Below are 18286 nucleotides of genomic sequence, written 5' to 3'. Positions count from 1 at the left end.
CATCACTGGATGGACACCAACTTGAAAGACCACCCTTCCTCCATCCCTTCGGCAGCACGAAAAGGGATGTCGCCGTTCCAATGATCCAGGCCGGCAGATGCCGGCCTGTTTTTTTGTAGGGCTCGCCAAAATGGCACCGGCCACCGCATTGGTGTAGAGTAATGAGTCTGCACGAGTGCCCCTGCCACAAGATCAGGGACGGGAAAAGGTGGAAGATAACGGAATGGATACCATGACGATCATCGTATTTGGTGGGTACTTCGGTATTCTTTTGGTGTTGTGTGTCTTCGGCGCACATCGGTTGATCATTACCCGGCTCTATCACAAAAACAGGAACCGCCGACACCGCCCGGAAACCCGATTCTCGGAGCTTCCCTCCATCACGATCCAACTCCCCATTTTCAACGAGAAATTCGTGGTGGATCGCATGATCGACGCCTGTGTCGCCATCGATTACCCACGTGATCGGCTTCAAATTCAGGTCGTCGACGATTCCACGGACGAGACGCGCTACCTGGCCGAGGCCCGGGTACGAATGCACCGCGAAAACGGCATCGACATCCAACACATCCACCGCGAAAATCGGGTCGGATTCAAAGCCGGCGCCCTGGAAAACGCCATGAACCGGGCCACCGGGGAGTTCATCGCCATTTTCGATGCGGACTTCATTCCGCCCAAAGACATTCTGCACCGGACGATCCACCATTTCAGCGATCCGAAAATCGGCATGGTCCAGACTCGTTGGGACCATCTCAACCGCGACTTCAGCACCCTGACCCAGGTTCAGTCGATCATGTTGGATGCGCACTTCATGATCGAGCATGGCGGCCGTAACGTTTCCGGCCTGTTTTTCAACTTCAACGGTACCGCTGGAATCTGGCGTCGTACGGCGATCGAGGATGCCGGTGGCTGGGAACACGACACCCTCACCGAAGACTTGGATTTGAGCTATCGCGCCCAAATGAAAGGCTGGCGATTCCTGTTCATTCCCGAGGTGACCTGCCCCGCCGAACTACCCATTGCCGCAGGGGCCTTCAAGACCCAGCAGTTCCGCTGGGCCAAAGGCTCTGTCCAGGTCATGCGCAAGATTCTACCGACCATCTGGCGCAGTTCCCAACCACTTGCCGTCAAAATGGAGGCGACCTTTCATTTGACCGGTAACCTGGCCTACGTGCTCATGATGATCAACACCTTGATTTTTGTCATTCCCAGCATGGTCCTGCGCGGACATTGGGAGTGGTGGCGCATCCTGCTGATCGACGGCCCCATCTTCTTCATGGCCAGCATCTCGTTCATTCTTTTCTACATGGCGAGCCAAAGAGCGGTCTTCGGCCATACGAAGGGTCGCAAACGCTTCATACCGGCCTTGATGTCGATCGGCATCGGTTTGGGTCTCAACAACACCCGCGCGGTGATCGAAGCCCTGATGGGCAAACAGAGCGAATTCGTGCGCACCCCGAAAACCGGTAGCATCGGCAAGGCGGGGACGGGTGGAAAGACCGGATACAAACTTCCCCGCAGCGGCTGGGGCCTGATCGAAGTGGCCATCGGGTTCATGTATACCGGCGCCATCGTGTGGGCCATTCAGGCTGGCGTCTGGGGAAGCGTCCCCTTTCTCCTACTCTTCCAGAACGGATTCCTCTATATGGGTTTGCTGACCTTGTTCGAGGAATGGCACCGCGGCCGACCCCAGGTGGTTCGGAACGGCGAGGAAGCCGGAAACCGGACGGTGGACCAGGAAAAGATGAGGGCCGAACAGGAGCAGGGCATCGCCTACCAGGAACAGGGGTGAGGCTCCCTCGCCGGGATGGGATGCCCGAAGTGCCCTAGGGCCTTCGGGCACGAAATCAAACGGCGAACGAAGTGCCGCAACCGCAGGATTTACTGGCGTTGGGGTTGTTGAACTTGAATCCCCGGTTCAGCAGATCCGAGGCGAAATCGATTTCCAGGTTATCCAGATAGGTCAGGGATTTGGGATCGATAAACACCGGGATGCGTTCTTCGTTCATGATCGAATCATTGTCACGGGGTTCGTTCACGAAATCCATGACATAGGTAAAACCGGAACAGCCGCCGCCCTTGACGCCCAAGCGAATGCCACGGCGACCCTTGCCCTCTTGTCTCATGATTCGTTCAAATTCGGCCTGTGCGGCCTCGGTGATGCTGATCATCGGTTGAACTCCTTGGTGTGGTTTTTAGGTAATTTTTGATGTGGGAAAACAGGGCCCTCCGGCTCAGACCGCAGCGTGCCACGCGGCACGGACACGCAATTTCTTCACTTCTTCGACAATACGCGATTCGGCGTAGGCACATTCCGCTTCGGTGGTGAAGCGTCCAAGACCGATTCGCAGAGCCGCTCGAGCCGCCTCGGTTTCCGCGCCGATCGCCGCCAAAACGTGACTCGGCGTATCGGACGCGGTGGTACATGCGGAGCGGGAGGAAAGGGCCAGATCCTGTAAGCCCAAAAGTAATTTTTCACCGGCGACACCATCGAAAGACACATTGAGGTTCCCCGGTAGCCGCGGCTCCAGAGCGCCGTTGAGAAAGACGCCGCCCAAGCGCTGCAAGCCGGTCCAGAGTTTGTCGCGCCAAGTACGAAGCCGCTCGGCCTCTTCGGTCATTTCGGTACGGGCGAGGAACACCGCCTCTCCCAGGGCCACGATCGCCGGTACGTTGAGCGTCCCCGACCGCAGGCCACGTTCGTGACCGCCGCCGAAAATCTGCGGGGCGAGACGAACCCGAGGATTGCGTCGGCGCACGTAGAGCCCACCGATGCCTTTCGGTGCATAGATCTTGTGCCCGGAAAAGGAGAGCAGGTCGATTCCCATCGCATCCATGTCCAGGTCTATCTTCCCCAGGGCCTGGGCCGCATCCGAGTGAAACAGCACACCGCGATTCTTTGCGATGCGACCAATCGCTTCCAGGTCCTGCAAGACACCGATCTCGTTGTTGGCCGCCATCACCGATACGAGCGTGGTTCGATCCGTCACGGCATCTTCGAGGCGCTGGAGATCCAGCATTCCATCACGCCCGACCGGCAGCACGGTTACCTGGCCACCTTCGCGGCGCCAGGCTTCGAAGGGATCCAGCACTGCCTTGTGTTCGGTGGCAACGGTGATCAGGTGATCTCCCTTGCGGCGATAGGCCCAAGCGACACCGAGAATCGCGAGGTTGTTGCTCTCCGTCGCCCCCGAAGTGAAAACGATCTCCTCGGGCTTGGCGCCGATCGACGTCGCCAGCCGTTCGCGTGCCTGGGCCACGGCCTCCTCGGCCTCCCAGCCGAAGCGATGCTCCACGCTGGCGGCGTTGCCGAACCGCTCGGTAAAAAACGGAAGCATCCGCGTGACGACGCGGGGATCCACCGGTGTCGTGGACTGGTAATCGAGATATACGGGAGTCTTGACGCTCATACCACCATGCCTATCTGGTCGGAAAACGGCGGCAGGGGCTTTTTCTTTTCACTGATCTGACGTAGGGTGATCCCGGAAAAAGCATGCTCGATGGTTTGGTTGACGGCCACCATGTAGGGTTGTAGACGGCAATTTTCCATGACGCGACAATGGCAGGGTTCATCCGACATGCACTCGGTAAGCGCCAGGGGGCCCTCGATCATGTCGTAGATTTGTTGGAGGCTCAAAACCGCGCCATCGGCCTTGAGCCGATAGCCGCCGCGTGGCCCGCGAATCGATTCCACCGCATCGCGCCGCTGCAGCAACTTGAGCAGTTTGGCCACCTGCTGATGGGGCAGCCCACAAGCCCGGGCCACCTGTAACGCACTGAGCGTTTCCGCCTGGTCGGCCTCGTAGAGCGTCAACAAAATCAAAATTCCATAATCGACCGATTTGGGTAGACGCAGCATGCGGAACTTCTCCTCGACAAATAGGACCAACCAAGTCCACTTTAATCATATTAAGAGGGAAGGGCCTATCAAATCAATGGCTAACTCGTGGAAGCCGGCTACGGCTCACGGGAAACCCACGATTCACGACCATTCGGGCCTATAGCGTCTGGAACTCGGGGTTCGCCAACAACCAGGACACGAATCGGGGAACACCGACTTTCAACGGCACGCTCGGTTCGAATTTCAGCTTGGCGCGCGCTCGCTCGATATCGGCGAATGTATCCACCATGTCGCCATCCTGGAGCGGTTGAAACTCACGCTTGGCCTCGCGTCCACAGGCCGACTCGATGCACTCGATCAGATCGTCCAATGACTGGCTTTGATGATTGCCGAGATTGAAAATCTCGTATGGTTCGAGGTCTTCGCTGAACAATGCGGCGTGTACGCCCGCGATGATGTCGTCGATATAAGTGAAATCACGGGACATCTTTCCCTGGTTGAACACTTTGATGGGAGCGCCCTGAAGAATGGCTTTGGTAAACAGCCACACGGCCATGTCCGGACGGCCCCAGGGTCCGTAGACGGTGAAAAAGCGAAGCCCGACCGTGGAAAATCCATAGAGATGGGTATAGGCATGGGCCATCAGTTCGGTCGATTTCTTGGTGGCGGCATACAACGAGATGGGATGATCGACGGAATCGCTCTCCGAGAAGGGCAACTTGGTATTGCCCCCATAGACACTGCTGCTGGACGCATAGACCAGGCGTGGTCGGCCGTGATGCCGGCAGCACTCCAACAGATTGAGTGTCCCCACTACGTTGGACTGGGCATAGGCGTGAGGGTGCTCCAACGAATAGCGTACCCCCACCTGGCCGGCCAGGTGCAGAACCCGATCGGGTCGAAACTTGGCGAACCGATCGGACAGGGCCTCGCCATTGCAGAGATCCAGCTTCTCGAAAGATAGCTTCTCGAACCGTTGAAGGCGTTGAAGCCGCGCTTCTTTCAGGGCCGGTGCGTAATAGTCGTTGAGATTGTCGATCCCGAGAACGCGATGCCCTTCGTTCAAAAGCCGCTGGGCACAGTGAAACCCGATAAAACCTGCAATTCCAGTCACCATGATGTTCATGAAGCTATTCTCCGGAGGCACGACGTGGATCCGTTGCATTCCTGGCCCAGGGTGTGTGCCGGAAAAAAATGAAAGATAGGGAGGACATTGGAAGCCTAACGCAATCGCGCGCCGATGGCGATCTGTTTTGCTGGCTTCCCCAAAAAATCGACCCCTACCACGAGGGCAAAACCTGCGTCCAAAGGTCACTTAGACCATGAAATCCCTGCCATATACGGACGTGAAGCGTCAGAAGATCGCCTTTCACATATTTTTGAGGTTATAATGGTCGGTTGGCCGCTTGGTCCGTATTCGGTCTCGCAGCGCGACCGACTCGTGGAGTACAGGATGACCAAACCCGAGATTCTGGCACCCGCCGGCAACATGTTCAAGCTTCAAACGGCGGTTCGTTACGGCGCCGACGCCGTCTACCTTGCTGGGCGTCGCTTTGGCCTACGCCAAGCCGCAGACAATTTTACCATCGAACAGATTCACCAGGCCGTGGCCTTCGCCCATGAAAACGGGACCCGCGTGTACGTGGTCCTCAATGGTTTCCTGTTCGACGAGGAACTGGAAGATCTGCCCCCATTCCTGGCGGAATTGGAATCGGCCGGTGTCGATGCGGTCATCGTATCGGATTTGGGGGTCCTCACCACCGTACGCCGGCACTCGAATCTCCGCGTTCACCTGTCGACCCAGGCTTCCGCCCTGAACAGCCATGCGGCCCGCTTCTGGCGTGACATGGGGGTCACCCGCCTGGTGCTCGGCAGGGAAGTGTCCATCGCCGAAGCGGCCATCATCAAACGAGAGGCTGGGGTCGAGGTGGAGCTGTTCGGCCACGGCGCCATGTGCATGGCCTTTTCCGGTAACTGCACCATCTCCAATTACACCGCGGGCCGCGACAGCAACCGCGGTGGCTGTATCCAATCTTGTCGATTCAAGTACCGGCTCAGTGACGAAAGGGGCGGCGCCGGTCCGCAAGATCATTACCTCAGCAGCAAAGATCTTCAGGGTATCGCTCAGGTGCCGTCGTTCGTAGAGGCCGGCATCGACAGCCTCAAGATCGAAGGCAGGATGAAAAGCCCGCTTTACGTGGCCACGACGGTGCGCGCGTACGCCCGAGCCAGGGATGCGGCATGGCAACGTCAAGCCGACTTCGGGGTGGAAGACCTGTTCCGGGAACTCAATACCATGAGCCATCGGGATTACACATCCGGGAACCTCGTGGATAAAGCGCGATCGGATTCGATCTACCTACACGACGAGCGCCACGAACCCAACAGTCACGACGTGATAGGACACATTCTCGAGGCCACCGAAAATCACCTGGCGATTCATCTCCGCAACCCCCTCGAAACCGGTGATCGATTGGAAATGTTGGTGCCCGGACAAGACATTCGCGTATTGGCGACCGACACATTGAAGGACCTCACCGGTCAGCGGGTGCAACGCGTTTCCTCCAACCGGGTGGTGCTGCTTCCCGCGGACTCGATCGCCCGTGCCGGCTTCCTCCTGCGCAAACCCAAATCCAAGATCGACGCACAAAAGGACGACATTTCCCATGACACGGACGACGCGGCCCTCATTCAGCATCACCGGGCGCACGCAGGCTGATCTACGACAAGGCTGGGAGCTCGACGGAGTCACCGAAGTCCTGCTGGAGCACACCGATCTGGCGCGCATCGGAAATCTGGATACCAACCAGGTCCGGCAAAGTGCCGCAGAAGCCAGGAATCGTGGCCTGAAAACCGTTCTGGTCTGGGACCTTCTCCTCTCCGATCGCGAAATCGCCGACGGCGGAGCCTTGATTCGTTCCCTCGATCTGTCGCATTTCGACGCGATTCGCGTCCAGGACCCGGGCGTCGCCACCTATGTCCGCGATGCCTTTCCCATGATGGAACGCCAACTGGTGTTGGAAACCGGCAACCACAATTTGGTGGGGATTCGTCGCTGGATCGAGGCGTTCGAACCCAAACGTATCGTGTTGTCCAACGAATTACCGATGCCCTTGATCCGCAGCATTCGCGAAGCACTGGACGCGAACGACCACACGGTGACTCTGGAATACCTGGCACTGGGTCGTCTGCTCATTTTCTACACGCCGCGAAAACTGATCTCTCCCGTCGAACCCGAAACGGACGAATGGGCCTTCATCGAGCGCTTCGCAACTTCCGTCGACGAAGGAAAACACTTCCCCCTCGTCGAAAACACCCAAGGGACCTTCATGTTCTACGAGAAGGACCTGTTTCTCGTGCCCTATCTGGAGGAAATCGCCGCGGCCGGAATCGACGTCGCCCGTTTCGATCTCAAGCACTTCGAGGCGGACGAGCTGATTCCGGCACTCGAGTCCTACCTTCGAGAGCCGTCCGCCGAGCACCTGGGCCGGCTCAAATCTCACCTCGCCCCGCGCCTGACGCGCGGTTTCTTCAAGTCGAATCGTACCGACAAGCAGTTCGTGAAACTCAAGAACCAACATCTCGTGGTGCCCGAACAGGCCCAACTCGTCGGAACCGTCGTGGAAACGCGGAAAAAGAAGTACCTGGCCCTGATGACCGAGTTGCCGTTCGGCCAGAACGATCTCCTGGAGTTCATCGCGCCGGAAGGCCACGTGGCCAAGGCTCGGGTCGAATGGATTCGCGACGTTACCGGCAACGAGCACGACCGCGCCGAGTCCACCGGGCTGTGGATGGTGAACCACGTGGGCAAGGTCAGCGCGGGCAGCAGAGTGTACCGGTTGCGCGAAAGCTGACTTCAGTCGGGCCGGTGCTCGGGTTCCGGTTCTTCGGCTTTCTTTTCAAAGTACTTGCCGACCACGGCGCGGTGCTTGGGAAGAATCTGATGGGAGAAGGATGCGCCACTCCCCTGAGCCGCTCTGTTGCCGGACACGGCGGCAACCCGCCGATTCGAACCTTGCTCCGGAGCGGCCGTCGTCACCGCCATTCGATAGCTTTGCTCGAGAGAGGGCAGCGTGGGGTCGTTCAGGACTTTGCTTTCAAAGGCGGCCTGTTGCTCGTTGGTTTCGTGAGACCAGTTCAATTCGGCGCTACCGGGTCCGCGACTGATCGATCCTCCGGAGGTTTGAGCCAAACATACCTTCAAGGCATCGCAGCTTCCGTTTTTGCACGTACCAACCAGGTTCAACAACGCGGCTTCCGCTTTCTCGAGATCCGCACCCTTGTTTGCCTTGACGATTTTGCCTTTGATCAAGCCGGCGTTTTTCAGCTTTTCCCGCAATTCCGCCAACTCTTCGGGCGTGCTCGACAGTTGTGCCGCCAAGGCCTCCAATTCGGCCACCGAGAGATCCGCGTTCGCCAGGGCTTCGAGTGTTTCGTCGTCCAGCCCCTTGGCAAATTGCAGGTTCTCCGCGCGAACCTGTTGACTCAATTCAGCCATTTCCTGCATGGCATCCTGCCAGGTTTGGTTATCCACCCGTGATGCGCTTTGAGTCAGCGCAGCCATCATGTCGCCGAGGGCCTGCTGTTGGAGCGCGGCCCCCTCCCGTTCGTCCAAATGCCGCTCCGCCTCTTCCATCAACTTTCGGTTCACTTGGTCCAGCGCCTCCCAGGAATGCGAGGGGTTTGCCGCACCGGATTCACTTTCCAATTCGGCCAAAGTCCGGCGTAGTTTTTCCGATTGGTTCTGGTCGAGTATCTCCTCGGCTTCAAGGACCGCAATTTTTTGTTCGGCTTCCGCCAATTGGTGAAAGAGATCCATTTTCGGGGGTTCGGGAACATGAAACCAGTGGGTCGGTGCGAGCCAAACCAAGACCCAAAAGGATGCGGAAAAAAGGAACCCCGAGATCGATCGAGCCATCGGCCACTTCACTTCAGGCAAGGACAAACTCACCAGCCGCACATCCCAGGCACCGACGTCGATTTCCTCGGAAGCCATGAGCAGGCCACCTTGGCGATTGTGGGCGTCGAGAAAAGAACGCAACGTCGATGGCGAAGGAAGCTCCCGAATAACCCGTGCGAGGGCCACCCCCAGAATGACGGGGATCAAAATTCCGGACCAAACCAAAAAGCTGGGCGACATCCCAGCCATGCGCAGCGCCAAGCACACGGAACCGGCCGTCAGGAGCCAAAGAAAGCCGTCACTAAGAAAAAAGTAGAGCCATAGGCTTCGCGCCATTTGTCGACGATAGGCTCGAAGGGCGGCAACATGGTCCATGAATCGCTCCCCTTGTCGGTGTGTACTCATTATATACGTCCAGGAGTATTCATACCGCCGAAGCCTTTTTGCGGGTCATTCCCGATGCGGCTCCGGACTTCGGTGACCCCCGCAAAGAGCCGGGCGGCAAAAATCACCGGGCAATTTCGCCCCCCGAAGCGAACCAGCCTGCCAGCCCAGACCATAATACGCTCATTTTATTAAGCTTACCCATATCATCAAGCATGGTATTCGTCTTGCTCCGCCAGCGGCTTACCGGTGGAGGAATGATCATGAGACCAGCACTCGAAACATCACGCGACCGAATGGGAAGCAACCCGTTTCCCCACGCCGTTTCCACACTCACCCGAAGATCGCCTTCGGTTCCAAAAATACTGGCTCTCTTCACCGCCATGTCCCTCCTTTTCTCTCCTCTTCAAGCCCAAATCGTTCGCATCAAGGACATCGCCGCCATCGAAGGCGTTCGCGAGAACATGCTCACGGGCTACGGTATCGTCGTAGGCCTGGCCGGCACCGGTGACAAGGACCAAACCCGCTTTACCACCCAAACCCTTGCGAACGCCCTTTCCAAATCGGGCATCAAATTGGATCCCACCACCATCAAGGTCAAGAATGTGGCCATGGCGCTGGTTCAAGCGGAATTGCCCCCGTTCGCCCGCAACGGCCATCGATTGGACGTGCAGGTTTCCAGCATCGGGGATGCCACGAGCCTTCAGGGCGGCACCCTGTTGATCACCGAACTCAAAGCGGTCGACGGCAAGACCTACGCGCTCGCCCAGGGGTCCATCTCCATCGGCGGATTCGCCGCGGGCAGCGGCGGCTCTTCCGTCGTCAAGAACCATCCCACGGTCGGTATGGTCACGAACGGCGCCATCGTGGAACGAGAAGTGCCCTTCGATTTCCTGGCCGGCGACAGTCTGCGATTCATCTTTTTCCAGGAAGATTTCACGACCATGGATCGGGCGGTCTCGGCCGTGAACGAATTGCTGGGAAGCGAGTTCGCACGGCCGCTCAACAGCCGCACGCTGGAAGTGATGGTGCCCCCCGAATTCCGAGGAAATCAGATGATCGCCTTCGTATCGCGCCTGGAAAACCTGACGCTGCGACCGGACACGGCAGCCAAGGTGGTGATCAACGAACGCACGGGAACCATCATCATCGGCACCCAGGTCAAGGTCGAATCGGTGGCGATATCGCACGGCGATCTGACCATTCAAATCCAGGAAGAGAACGTGGCCGTTCCCGGAGGGGGACAGGTCAACGCACCGCCAACCGTCAATCAACGCAATGTCACCACCGAGGTGAGCGAAGAACCGGCCCGAATCTACGTGGCCAAGGAGGGCGTGTCGCTCGGCCAGATCGCCGAAACGCTGAACGCGCTCAAAGTGTCGCCCCGCGACATCATCGCCATTCTTCAGGCCATGAAGGAAGCGGGCGCGCTACACGCCGAATTGAAGCTCATGTAATCCCCCTGGGAAGCGTCCCAGTTCAACCGCAACTCAAGACATGATCCAGGAGAGACCATCCCATGGACGGCTATTCTCAATCATCCATCCCCATTCTCAACACCGACCTCGTGCAGACGGCAGAACGCCGATGGTCCTCGATCGCCAGGGAAGGCGAAGGGGAATCCGCGTCGGAATTCGCCGAACTGCTGGAACGCGCAACCCAATCTAACGGATCCGAACCGGCCCGCCTCCAGGACGCCTTGCGGCGCCCGGGAGACCAGAAGGCCGACCTCGATGAAGCAGCCAAACAGTTGGAAGTCCAGCTCGTTACCTTTATGTTGAAGACCATGGATGCGTCCTCACCAGGAGGTGGCTTGATGGGCGAATCGAGCCAAGGATTGGGGTATTTTCGAGACGAGTTTTTTCGCAACACCGCGGAAAAAATCGTTGAAAGCCAGGGATTAGGATTCACCAAATCCTTAAAGAACGTTTATGGAGCCAAGGAGTTAGCGCCATAGCATGCTTTCCGGTTAAGCTCATTTGGGCACCTACCGATAGGCTTGGTGGGTAGTCGGCAAAGAAGACCGGAGGGTCCAATGAAAGTAGAAAAAAGTTCCGTGTCCTCAGCATCTTACGCATCTGCTGCCAGCAGTTACGGCAAAGGCTCGAAACGAGCCGAAGCTGTTGAGGCACCCAGCGACTCGGTAGAGGTCTCCGTCTCCGGAAGTCTGTTCCAACGCGCTGTCGACAGTCTTCGTCAAGCCCCTGACATTCGGTCCGAAGCAATTTCGGGTATCCAACGCGAATTCGCGGAGGGCACCTATCACCGTGACGAACGGGAAGTTGCCAAGAAAGTCATCGACGAAAGCTTGAACTCTTTCTAGCCTTCCGCGACCCCTCCTGAGGAAAACCGATGTCCGACCCCATTTTCCTGCGGAGCCTGATCTCCAACACGGTGTATGCCGAGCAGATCAACTCCGCACAGATCCAAGGCCAACAGGCGGCCAAAGAGCGAGCCAACCACGCTTTACACGAGACGTTGCGCCAAGAAGCGACAAAGGTCAAGGCTCTGGAGGATTCCGCAGAAATTGGGGTTCGCGAAGAACACCAAAAGGAGCGGCAGACTCATCAGGAGAGCGAGGCCCAGGACGATCAAGGTTCACCGGCCTCCGATGAAGCGGAAGAAAAGGAAATCATCGCTAGCGACGCTTACCACTCCATCGATGTCACCATCTAGTCGAGCATTGCTCGTCATCGTTGGGGGTCGCCATGCAAGCTTTATATTTGAAGCTGGTGTCTTTGTTACAGCACAAACACCAGGTGCTTATTGAACTGATAGAAAAACAACGCGACCTGCGGGCCTTTTTGGTCAAACCGGATTGGTCTCGCTATTTTGAAATGACCCGCCCGCAGGAAGCGCTGTTGACCAATCTCCAACAGGTGATGGCAGCCCAGGACGCCCTTCTCTCCGAAATGGCGAAACGCCGCGGCGTCCCCCGGTTCAAAACCCTGGGTGCCCTGGCGGAATCGTTGGGCGGCGATTGGCGGGCAACGTTGCTCGAGCATCGGAACAAGATTCAGGCCGCCACTCAGGAGTTGCGCAAATACTCGCGCCAGAGCCAGATGATGCAACAGGCGCAATGGCAGTTCATCCAGAAGTGGTTGAACGCCGGACAGCCGGGTCGACTGCAAGCGCCCAACGCCTACAACGCCCGCGGCTTCGCCCATCAATCCATCGACATGGGCAACAGCCTGGTCCAAGAAGTCTGAGGAGCGGGTCATGGTCGGATTGAATGCCAGTCTCTATACCGGCTTGGCCGGGGTGCGCACCGCACAGGTGGGCCTGAACGTCATCGGCAACAACATCGCCAACGTCAACACCCCGTTTTACAGTCGGCAAATGGCCGAGACCAAAGTTACCGGACTGGGTTCGGGCGGACGAAACATCGTCGGCTCCGGTTCCGAGGTCAGCAGCATCCTGGGTTTGCGCGATACCATCGCGGACCAGATGCTCACCCGTGAGCAGGGTCGGTTCGGGTACCACGACACCTTCGCCCAGGGGCTCGCCGAAGTGGAAGGCTTGATGGCGGAAACCGAATTCTCCGGCATCGGCCAGCGCATGAGCGACTTTTTCGGAGCGATCGAAGAGGTATCCCTGCGACCGTCCTCGACGGCCGCGCGCAACGAATTGTTGGCGATGGGCGACCGCCTCGCCACCGAAATCCGCAATCGCGATGCGGACCTGTTCCAAGTTCAAACCCGCACCAATGTGGATGTGGAATCGACGGTGGCCCGAATCAACCAGATCACGGCGGAAATCGAAGCATTGAGCGGCCAGATCTACAACCAGGGAACGCCGCCCCAGGACATCATCGACGAGCGCTATCGCAAGATCAACGAATTGGCCGAACTGGTCGAAGTCGACGTGTTCGACATGGGTAACAACCGGATCCAGGTAAACATCAAGGACAGCAACCTGGTTCTCGTGGGTGAAAAGCAATACCTGCTCAGCGTTTCCCAAAATGCCGCCAACAACAACTTCTTCGACGTGAATATCGACAACGGCAGTGGACCGACCGACATCACCGCGCAAATCAACGGCGGCACGCTGGGCGCCAAGCTCGATCTCCGCGACAACGAAATCGGTGATTTGCGCCGGCGACTGGACAACCTGGCTGCCGGTCTCATCAACCAATTCAACGCACTCCATACGACGGGCTTCAGCCTCGCGGCTCCACCGAACGACACCGGACTGCGCTTTTTCGACCCTCTGGATCCCACCAACCCCGGCGCACCGGCGCCGCCGACGGTCGATCCCGACCGCTATCAAGGTGCAGCGAGCGCCATCTCCCTATCCACCGACCTGCTGGTGGACCCCCTGGATCCTTCTCTCGGATTCGATCCCGACAAAGTGTCCCTCAGCGACACTGCCGGAGAGACGGGCAACAACGTCATCGCCCTGGCGCTGGCCGGGTTACGCGACAGCTCGACCGTCATCGACGGCAACGGAGACGGCACCGCCAATACCGGCACCTTCGAATCCTATTACGGAGACACGCTTTCCGATCTGGGCCGCACGACACGAAACGCGCGCGACAACCTCGAGTCCCACCAACTCCTGTTGAACCAGGCCCAAGCCCGACGCGACGAGGTGTCGGGGGTCAACCTCGACGAGGAAGCCATTCAACTCACGCAATTCCAACAGGCCTTTCAGGCATCCTCTCGGTTCATCGGGGTCATCAACCAGTTGACCGCGGACATTTTGAACCGATTGGGATAAAAGGTATTTAACAGGAGGGTGTCGTGGTATTCCGCCTGGGCGAATTCGCCAACGACCGCCAGTTTCTGCTCTACAACCAGCGCAGCAATTTCGAGCAAAGCCAAATTCTGGAACACATTTCCACGCTCAAAAAGGTCAATCGCGGCTCGGACGATCCGGTCAACTTCAGCCGCATCGAAAGCACGCGGGACCAGCTCGAGCAGAATGCGGCCTTCGAAAAGAACATCGAAACCCTGCTGCAAAAAAACGGTGTCATCGAATCGTCCCTGAACAGCATTCTCGAGAGCTTCGAGGCGGCACGTGAGCTGGCCGTGCAGGGGACCTCCCATCTGCACGACGATCTGGAGCGCGAAACCATCGCGGACCAGATCCAGCAACATCGCGAGTCGATCATCAATCGCCTGAACACCCGTCACGAGGACGAATACCTCTTCTCCGGCACCCTTACCACCACGCAGCCGTTCGATGCGGCAGGTGTATATTCCGGCAACACGACGATCGTCAATGCCCGCATCAACGATACCGACACGATTCAGACCAACTTCATCGGTTCCGACCTCGCCTACGGCCCAACGGGTCCGGGTGATCCGACGGACATCATCGAAATCCTGACCAACTTGGAAACTGCGTTCCGGGCCAACGACGAGGTGGCCATCAACGCCGAATTGCCGCGCATGCGAGATGTGACCGAGCGCCTGAACGAAGCGATCGCCGAAGTGGGCACCCGCAACGTTCGTTTGACCGCGGAGAACGACCGCTACGCGGTTTTCGAAGAGAACCTGACCACGGTGCTGGCGCAACTGGAAGCAGCCGATCTCGCCGAGGAAATCGTCGATTTGGAACAGGTCCAAAACACCCTGCAAGCCCAGTTGCGCTCGCAGGGCACCATCAACCAACAGAGCCTATTGAATTTCCTGGGTTGAGATCGTTGGCGGTAGAAGGAAACCCGCCCTGCCCCGGGTTCAGCGGTAATCGGCCATCATCTGGCCAAGGCGATCCAAGCCCATTTCCAAATCCCGAATCGCAGGGCCGAAACTGATGCGAACGAACCCACGCAAACGCGAAGGGATATGGCTGCGACGCTTGCCCGGATTGACGTCGAAGAACTCGCCGGGAACACAAATAACCTGGCGTTCGAGCGCCGCCTGAAAGAAGGCCATGCCATCGCGCAACGGTTCGGGAAGCCCTTCCAAACCGACAAAAAAGTAAAAGGCGCCCTGGGGAATGCCCTTGATCGAGAAACCCAGCTCGGTCAAGCGCTCGAGCACCCTGGCCCGCTTCACGGAAAAGTGTCGCTGAATGGCCCGAGCCTCGGCATCGGCCACCGCGGAATCGAGCAACGGCAAAACGGCCCGTTGCACGGGGTGGGGTGGGCCCCCATCCAAGAAGCTGCCCGCCGAACCGATGCGGCGGATGATTTCCTTGGGGCCGACGGTCCAGGAGAGCCGCAGGCCGGGGTAGCGCCAATTTTTGGTGAGACCGTCCAGAATGACCACACCATCCCGCTCCACGTCCTCCACGTAGGCACAGGCACTGAGCGAAGTCGACGCCTTCGCGGCCTCGTCGTAGAGGTAATGACTGTAGAACTCATCGAAAATCTGGGCGCATTGAAGGGTGCGACCGATGTCGATCCACTCGGCCAAATCTTCACCGAACATCACTTGCCCCGTGGGATTACAGGGGTTGGACATAAGTACCGCACCCAATCCCTGCCCCATCACTTCCCGGAACAGCCGTTTCACGTCGAAACCGAAGCCTTTGCCCGACTCGAGCAGGATCGGCATCGGCACGAACGCCTTGAACAATTCGAGCAGCTCTTCATAGGCCGTATAGTCCGGTAGAAAGTGGCCCAAATGGATATTGCCGAGCGCGGCGGCGACCCGCGTCAGGCCAGCGCGTCCACCGGAGGAAATCGCCACGTTTTCCATGCTGTATCGCGAAGACATGCCGCGTCGATAACGCTGGTTGTAGAGATCCGCGACCGCGGAACGCAGCTCGTTGATGCCCACCACCGGACCGTATTCGTAGGTATCATCCGCCAAGGGAATCTGCGTCAGACGCGCCGGCGAACCGGGAATCTCGCCCGTTTCCGGCGCCCCCTGACCCAGGTTGGCCCATTCGGAATGGCCGTAGTGGAAGCCGTGTTTGCGGGCTTCAGCCATGACGTAAATCACTCCGGTTCTAGGCACTTCGCGAAATCCGGGAAAACTCGGAGCAGAAGAGGGCTCTGGAGACGCGTTTTTGCGGTTCTTCAATCGAAAACTCCCGTAGTGTTGAACTCGTTCCCCCGACGGCAAAACCGGCGACAGCCTGGTAAGATGATCGCCTGTGAGGATCTTGGGACGCTTCACATTCTGCGCGAGTGCCGCCGGAGGAGCAAGCACTTTCGGCCCACCGAGTAACACCGAGATCACCGCCGACCGGGAGGATCGACAGCATGACCAAAAAGGAAGAGCGATTCACGAAAGAACACCTCATCCCGGTAGGTACCAAGGTGGTCACGACCACCGATGTCGAGGCGACCAACTCCCATCCGGCCTTCCCGAAAGGTGCCGTCGGCATGATCGCCGCCCAGCCCGACGATCAGACGGCCGCCTACCGGGTCAAGCTCGTGGACGGGCAGGAAGGCATGTTTCGGCGCGATCAAGTCACGACGCTGTCCCGATTCCAAGCGCGGGGGATCGACGAGGGCTTGTCCGAAGAGCGCCTGTGGGACTGCGTCATCTACCGCTGCATCGTGGGCTCGCGCGCCTACGGATTGGATCACGACGCCTCCGACACCGATATCCGAGGCATCTATCTGCCCCCGGCCGAACTGCACTGGTCTCTCTTCGCCTTGCCCGAGCAACTCGAGGACAAAACAAACGAGCTGTGTTTTTGGGAATTGCAAAAATTCCTCAATTTGGCACTCAAGGCGAACCCGAACATCCTGGAGTGCCTGTACACGCCGCTGATCACCTTCAAGACACCCGTCACGGAGGCACTGCTGGCCATACGCGAGGCATTCCTCTCGAAACTGGCCTACCAGACGTACAACGGGTACGTCCTTTCGCAATTCAAGAAAATGACGCAACGGCTGGCACGCGGCGAAGAGCACGTGAACTGGAAACACGCCATGCACCTGATCCGGCTGTTGTACGCTGGCATCGGGATTCTGCGAGATCGGCGCGTCATGGTGCGGGTTGGAGAAGAGAAACGGCCACTATTGTCTTCCATTCGCCACGGCGAGCTGAGTTGGGAGGCCGTCGACACGTTGAGAACCAAGCTTCACGCGGAATTCGAGGAAGCGTTCCTCAACTGCACCCTTCCGGACAGACCCGATTACGATACCGTCAACCAGTTTTTGATCGAAGCTCGACGGTCGGCCACCAAAACGTTACATTCCAGCTAAGTGCGCAATCTTGAACACTGGTCGTCGAATAAGTACCGAGGTCCGGAGAGACCCTTCGACCGCGTTGTGATTTTTTTCTGTTCGGTCTTCTTTTTCCGCCAACACAATTATCCATTGCTGGCCCGCCATGAACCCTATACAATGCCGCTAATCTTTGAATGGTTTTTTCTCCACCCCTCGACACACAGGTTTCCCAATCTAAATCCAGAAGTCCGGCCTTGGGCTTCCATTCTTTCAGGAGAACGTGTCGCATGGATCCACGACTTGACGAGGCCCTCAAGCAAGAGCCTTTTCCCTTTTTGTTTGTCACCATTAGCGGTGCCCACCTGTACGGCTTTCCTTCACCCGATTCCGATTACGATCTGCGCGGCGCCCACCTGCTGCCCACGGAGGAGGTCCTGGGTCTCTTTACCGCCAAGGAAACCCTGAACGCCATTCACGAGCGCGAGGGACTGGAGATCGACCTGGTCACCCACGACGCGCGCAAATTCTTCACGATGATGCTGGGTCGCAACGGTTACGTCATGGAACAACTCTATTCGCCCTTGATCCTGCGCACGAGCGAGGGCCACGAACGACTCAAGGAGATCGGCAAGCAATGCCTCACGCGTCACCATGCGCGCCATTACCTGGGATTTTCCAAAAACCAGTGGCAAATGTTCGAACGGGAGCACCCCAAACGCCTGAAGCCCCTGCTCTACGTGTTCCGGGTTCTGCTGACCGGCATTCATTTGATGCGAACAGGTGAAATCGAAGCCAATCTGATCCACTTGAACGAACAGTTCAAAATAGATTTTCTCCCCGATCTGATCGCACAGAAATGCGAAACGGACGAACAGGTGGAACTCCAGGATTCCGAAATCACCCTGTACGCCGATGCCTACGCACATTACACGAACATGCTGGAGTCGGCCTACGAGGAGAGTGACCTACCCGAAATGCCACGAGGCAAGAAAGGCCTGAACGAGTTGTTGATCGAGCTACGCCTAGCCTCTTGATATTCGAGGCACTTGTGATAAATCGGAGTTGCGCCGCCAGGTTCGTGGTTCGG

18 protein-coding genes are annotated in these 18286 nt (G+C 57.9%); 12 read left to right on the top strand and 6 right to left on the bottom strand.

Annotation, left to right across the window (positions count from 1 at the left end):
* Nucleotides 1–232: 232 nt before the first annotated feature.
* A complete protein-coding gene (locus J3U87_RS16005) occupies nucleotides 233–1792 on the top strand; it encodes a cellulose synthase family protein (protein ID WP_237384061.1) in 1560 nt (519 codons plus the stop codon).
* 55 nt (nucleotides 1793–1847) lie between these two features.
* Here J3U87_RS16005 and J3U87_RS16000 read toward each other — a convergent pair whose 3' ends face one another.
* The 4 genes from J3U87_RS16000 to J3U87_RS15985 all read right to left on the bottom strand — a co-directional run bounded on the left by J3U87_RS16000 (nucleotide 1848) and on the right by J3U87_RS15985 (nucleotide 4967).
* Nucleotides 1848–2171: a HesB/IscA family protein gene (locus J3U87_RS16000; protein WP_237384060.1), complete on the bottom strand. Its 324-nt coding sequence runs from the start codon at nucleotides 2169–2171 to the stop codon at nucleotides 1848–1850.
* Between the two features lie 63 nt (nucleotides 2172–2234).
* Nucleotides 2235–3410: a cysteine desulfurase family protein gene (locus tag J3U87_RS15995; protein ID WP_237384059.1), complete on the bottom strand. Its 1176-nt coding sequence runs from the start codon at nucleotides 3408–3410 to the stop codon at nucleotides 2235–2237.
* On the bottom strand, nucleotides 3407–3859 hold the full coding sequence (locus J3U87_RS15990; RefSeq protein WP_237384058.1) for an RrF2 family transcriptional regulator: 453 nt from the start codon (nucleotides 3857–3859) through the stop codon (nucleotides 3407–3409). The genes J3U87_RS15995 and J3U87_RS15990 overlap by 4 nt, the downstream gene beginning before the upstream one ends.
* A 139-nt stretch (nucleotides 3860–3998) precedes the next feature.
* Nucleotides 3999–4967, bottom strand: coding sequence for an NAD-dependent epimerase/dehydratase family protein (locus tag J3U87_RS15985; protein ID WP_237384057.1), 969 nt, complete (start codon nucleotides 4965–4967; stop codon nucleotides 3999–4001).
* A 327-nt stretch (nucleotides 4968–5294) separates the two neighbouring features.
* Here J3U87_RS15985 and J3U87_RS15980 point away from each other — a divergent pair, with 327 nt between their 5' ends.
* Complete coding sequence (locus tag J3U87_RS15980) at nucleotides 5295–6560, top strand: U32 family peptidase C-terminal domain-containing protein (protein WP_237384056.1); 1266 nt, start codon at nucleotides 5295–5297, stop codon at nucleotides 6558–6560.
* Nucleotides 6508–7695 (top strand): peptidase U32 family protein, encoded by a 1188-nt coding sequence (locus J3U87_RS15975; RefSeq protein ID WP_237384055.1) that lies wholly within the window; start codon nucleotides 6508–6510, stop codon nucleotides 7693–7695. Before J3U87_RS15980 ends, J3U87_RS15975 begins: the two co-directional genes overlap by 53 nt.
* A 2-nt stretch (nucleotides 7696–7697) precedes the next feature.
* Here J3U87_RS15975 and J3U87_RS15970 read toward each other — a convergent pair whose 3' ends face one another.
* A complete protein-coding gene (locus tag J3U87_RS15970; RefSeq protein WP_237384054.1) occupies nucleotides 7698–9116 on the bottom strand; it encodes a hypothetical protein in 1419 nt (472 codons plus the stop codon).
* 272 nt (nucleotides 9117–9388) lie between these two features.
* On the opposite strand from J3U87_RS15970, the gene J3U87_RS15965 reads away from it, so the two are divergent.
* The 7 genes from J3U87_RS15965 (at nucleotide 9389) to J3U87_RS15935 (ending at nucleotide 14767) form a co-directional block, all read left to right on the top strand.
* A complete protein-coding gene (locus J3U87_RS15965) occupies nucleotides 9389–10582 on the top strand; it encodes a flagellar basal body P-ring protein FlgI (RefSeq protein WP_237384053.1) in 1194 nt (397 codons plus the stop codon).
* A 62-nt stretch (nucleotides 10583–10644) separates the two neighbouring features.
* Nucleotides 10645–11082 carry a hypothetical protein gene (locus J3U87_RS15960; RefSeq protein ID WP_237384052.1) on the top strand — a complete coding sequence of 146 codons (438 nt, stop codon included), beginning with the start codon at nucleotides 10645–10647 and terminating at the stop codon, nucleotides 11080–11082.
* A gap of 78 nt (nucleotides 11083–11160) precedes the next feature.
* Nucleotides 11161–11448: a flagellar biosynthesis anti-sigma factor FlgM gene (locus J3U87_RS15955; protein ID WP_237384051.1), complete on the top strand. Its 288-nt coding sequence runs from the start codon at nucleotides 11161–11163 to the stop codon at nucleotides 11446–11448.
* 29 nt (nucleotides 11449–11477) lie between these two features.
* Nucleotides 11478–11801 carry a hypothetical protein gene (locus tag J3U87_RS15950; RefSeq protein ID WP_237384050.1) on the top strand — a complete coding sequence of 108 codons (324 nt, stop codon included), beginning with the start codon at nucleotides 11478–11480 and terminating at the stop codon, nucleotides 11799–11801.
* Nucleotides 11802–11833: 32 nt separating this feature from the next.
* Nucleotides 11834–12334, top strand: coding sequence for a flagellar export chaperone FlgN (gene flgN / locus J3U87_RS15945; protein WP_237384049.1), 501 nt, complete (start codon nucleotides 11834–11836; stop codon nucleotides 12332–12334).
* A gap of 10 nt (nucleotides 12335–12344) precedes the next feature.
* Complete coding sequence (gene flgK, locus J3U87_RS15940; protein WP_237384048.1) at nucleotides 12345–13844, top strand: flagellar hook-associated protein FlgK; 1500 nt, start codon at nucleotides 12345–12347, stop codon at nucleotides 13842–13844.
* 23 nt (nucleotides 13845–13867) lie between these two features.
* Complete coding sequence (locus J3U87_RS15935) at nucleotides 13868–14767, top strand: flagellin N-terminal helical domain-containing protein (protein WP_237384047.1); 900 nt, start codon at nucleotides 13868–13870, stop codon at nucleotides 14765–14767.
* Between the two features lie 39 nt (nucleotides 14768–14806).
* Here J3U87_RS15935 and J3U87_RS15930 read toward each other — a convergent pair whose 3' ends face one another.
* Entirely contained in the window at nucleotides 14807–16006 is a 1200-nt protein-coding gene (locus J3U87_RS15930) for a pyridoxal phosphate-dependent aminotransferase (protein ID WP_237384046.1), read from the bottom strand.
* A 275-nt stretch (nucleotides 16007–16281) separates the two neighbouring features.
* On the opposite strand from J3U87_RS15930, the gene J3U87_RS15925 reads away from it, so the two are divergent.
* Nucleotides 16282–17235 carry a nucleotidyltransferase domain-containing protein gene (locus J3U87_RS15925; protein ID WP_237384045.1) on the top strand — a complete coding sequence of 318 codons (954 nt, stop codon included), beginning with the start codon at nucleotides 16282–16284 and terminating at the stop codon, nucleotides 17233–17235.
* Between the two features lie 251 nt (nucleotides 17236–17486).
* A complete protein-coding gene (locus J3U87_RS15920; RefSeq protein WP_237384044.1) occupies nucleotides 17487–18233 on the top strand; it encodes a nucleotidyltransferase domain-containing protein in 747 nt (248 codons plus the stop codon).
* Nucleotides 18234–18286: the final 53 nt, after the last annotated feature.

This window comes from Sulfidibacter corallicola (assembly GCF_017498545.1).
GTDB lineage: Bacteria > Acidobacteriota > Holophagae > Acanthopleuribacterales > Acanthopleuribacteraceae > Sulfidibacter > Sulfidibacter corallicola.
This window is presented reverse-complemented; position numbering and strand designations above follow the sequence as displayed.

What these genes read in the sequence shown, in the direction of transcription:
- J3U87_RS16005 (WP_237384061.1), top strand. Translation starts at nt 233, where the DNA reads ATGACGATCATCGTATTTGGTGGGTACTTCGGTATTCTTTTGGTGTTG.
- J3U87_RS16000 (WP_237384060.1), bottom strand. Translation starts at nt 2,171, where the DNA reads ATGATCAGCATCACCGAGGCCGCACAGGCCGAATTTGAACGAATCATG.
- J3U87_RS15995 (WP_237384059.1), bottom strand. Translation starts at nt 3,410, where the DNA reads ATGAGCGTCAAGACTCCCGTATATCTCGATTACCAGTCCACGACACCG.
- J3U87_RS15990 (WP_237384058.1), bottom strand. Translation starts at nt 3,859, where the DNA reads ATGCTGCGTCTACCCAAATCGGTCGATTATGGAATTTTGATTTTGTTG.
- J3U87_RS15985 (WP_237384057.1), bottom strand. Translation starts at nt 4,967, where the DNA reads ATGAACATCATGGTGACTGGAATTGCAGGTTTTATCGGGTTTCACTGT.
- J3U87_RS15980 (WP_237384056.1), top strand. Translation starts at nt 5,295, where the DNA reads ATGACCAAACCCGAGATTCTGGCACCCGCCGGCAACATGTTCAAGCTT.
- J3U87_RS15975 (WP_237384055.1), top strand. Translation starts at nt 6,508, where the DNA reads ATGACACGGACGACGCGGCCCTCATTCAGCATCACCGGGCGCACGCAG.
- J3U87_RS15970 (WP_237384054.1), bottom strand. Translation starts at nt 9,116, where the DNA reads ATGGACCATGTTGCCGCCCTTCGAGCCTATCGTCGACAAATGGCGCGA.
- J3U87_RS15965 (WP_237384053.1), top strand. Translation starts at nt 9,389, where the DNA reads ATGAGACCAGCACTCGAAACATCACGCGACCGAATGGGAAGCAACCCG.
- J3U87_RS15960 (WP_237384052.1), top strand. Translation starts at nt 10,645, where the DNA reads ATGGACGGCTATTCTCAATCATCCATCCCCATTCTCAACACCGACCTC.
- J3U87_RS15955 (WP_237384051.1), top strand. Translation starts at nt 11,161, where the DNA reads ATGAAAGTAGAAAAAAGTTCCGTGTCCTCAGCATCTTACGCATCTGCT.
- J3U87_RS15950 (WP_237384050.1), top strand. Translation starts at nt 11,478, where the DNA reads ATGTCCGACCCCATTTTCCTGCGGAGCCTGATCTCCAACACGGTGTAT.
- flgN (WP_237384049.1), top strand. Translation starts at nt 11,834, where the DNA reads ATGCAAGCTTTATATTTGAAGCTGGTGTCTTTGTTACAGCACAAACAC.
- flgK (WP_237384048.1), top strand. Translation starts at nt 12,345, where the DNA reads ATGGTCGGATTGAATGCCAGTCTCTATACCGGCTTGGCCGGGGTGCGC.
- J3U87_RS15930 (WP_237384046.1), bottom strand. Translation starts at nt 16,006, where the DNA reads ATGGCTGAAGCCCGCAAACACGGCTTCCACTACGGCCATTCCGAATGG.
- J3U87_RS15925 (WP_237384045.1), top strand. Translation starts at nt 16,282, where the DNA reads ATGACCAAAAAGGAAGAGCGATTCACGAAAGAACACCTCATCCCGGTA.
- J3U87_RS15920 (WP_237384044.1), top strand. Translation starts at nt 17,487, where the DNA reads ATGGATCCACGACTTGACGAGGCCCTCAAGCAAGAGCCTTTTCCCTTT.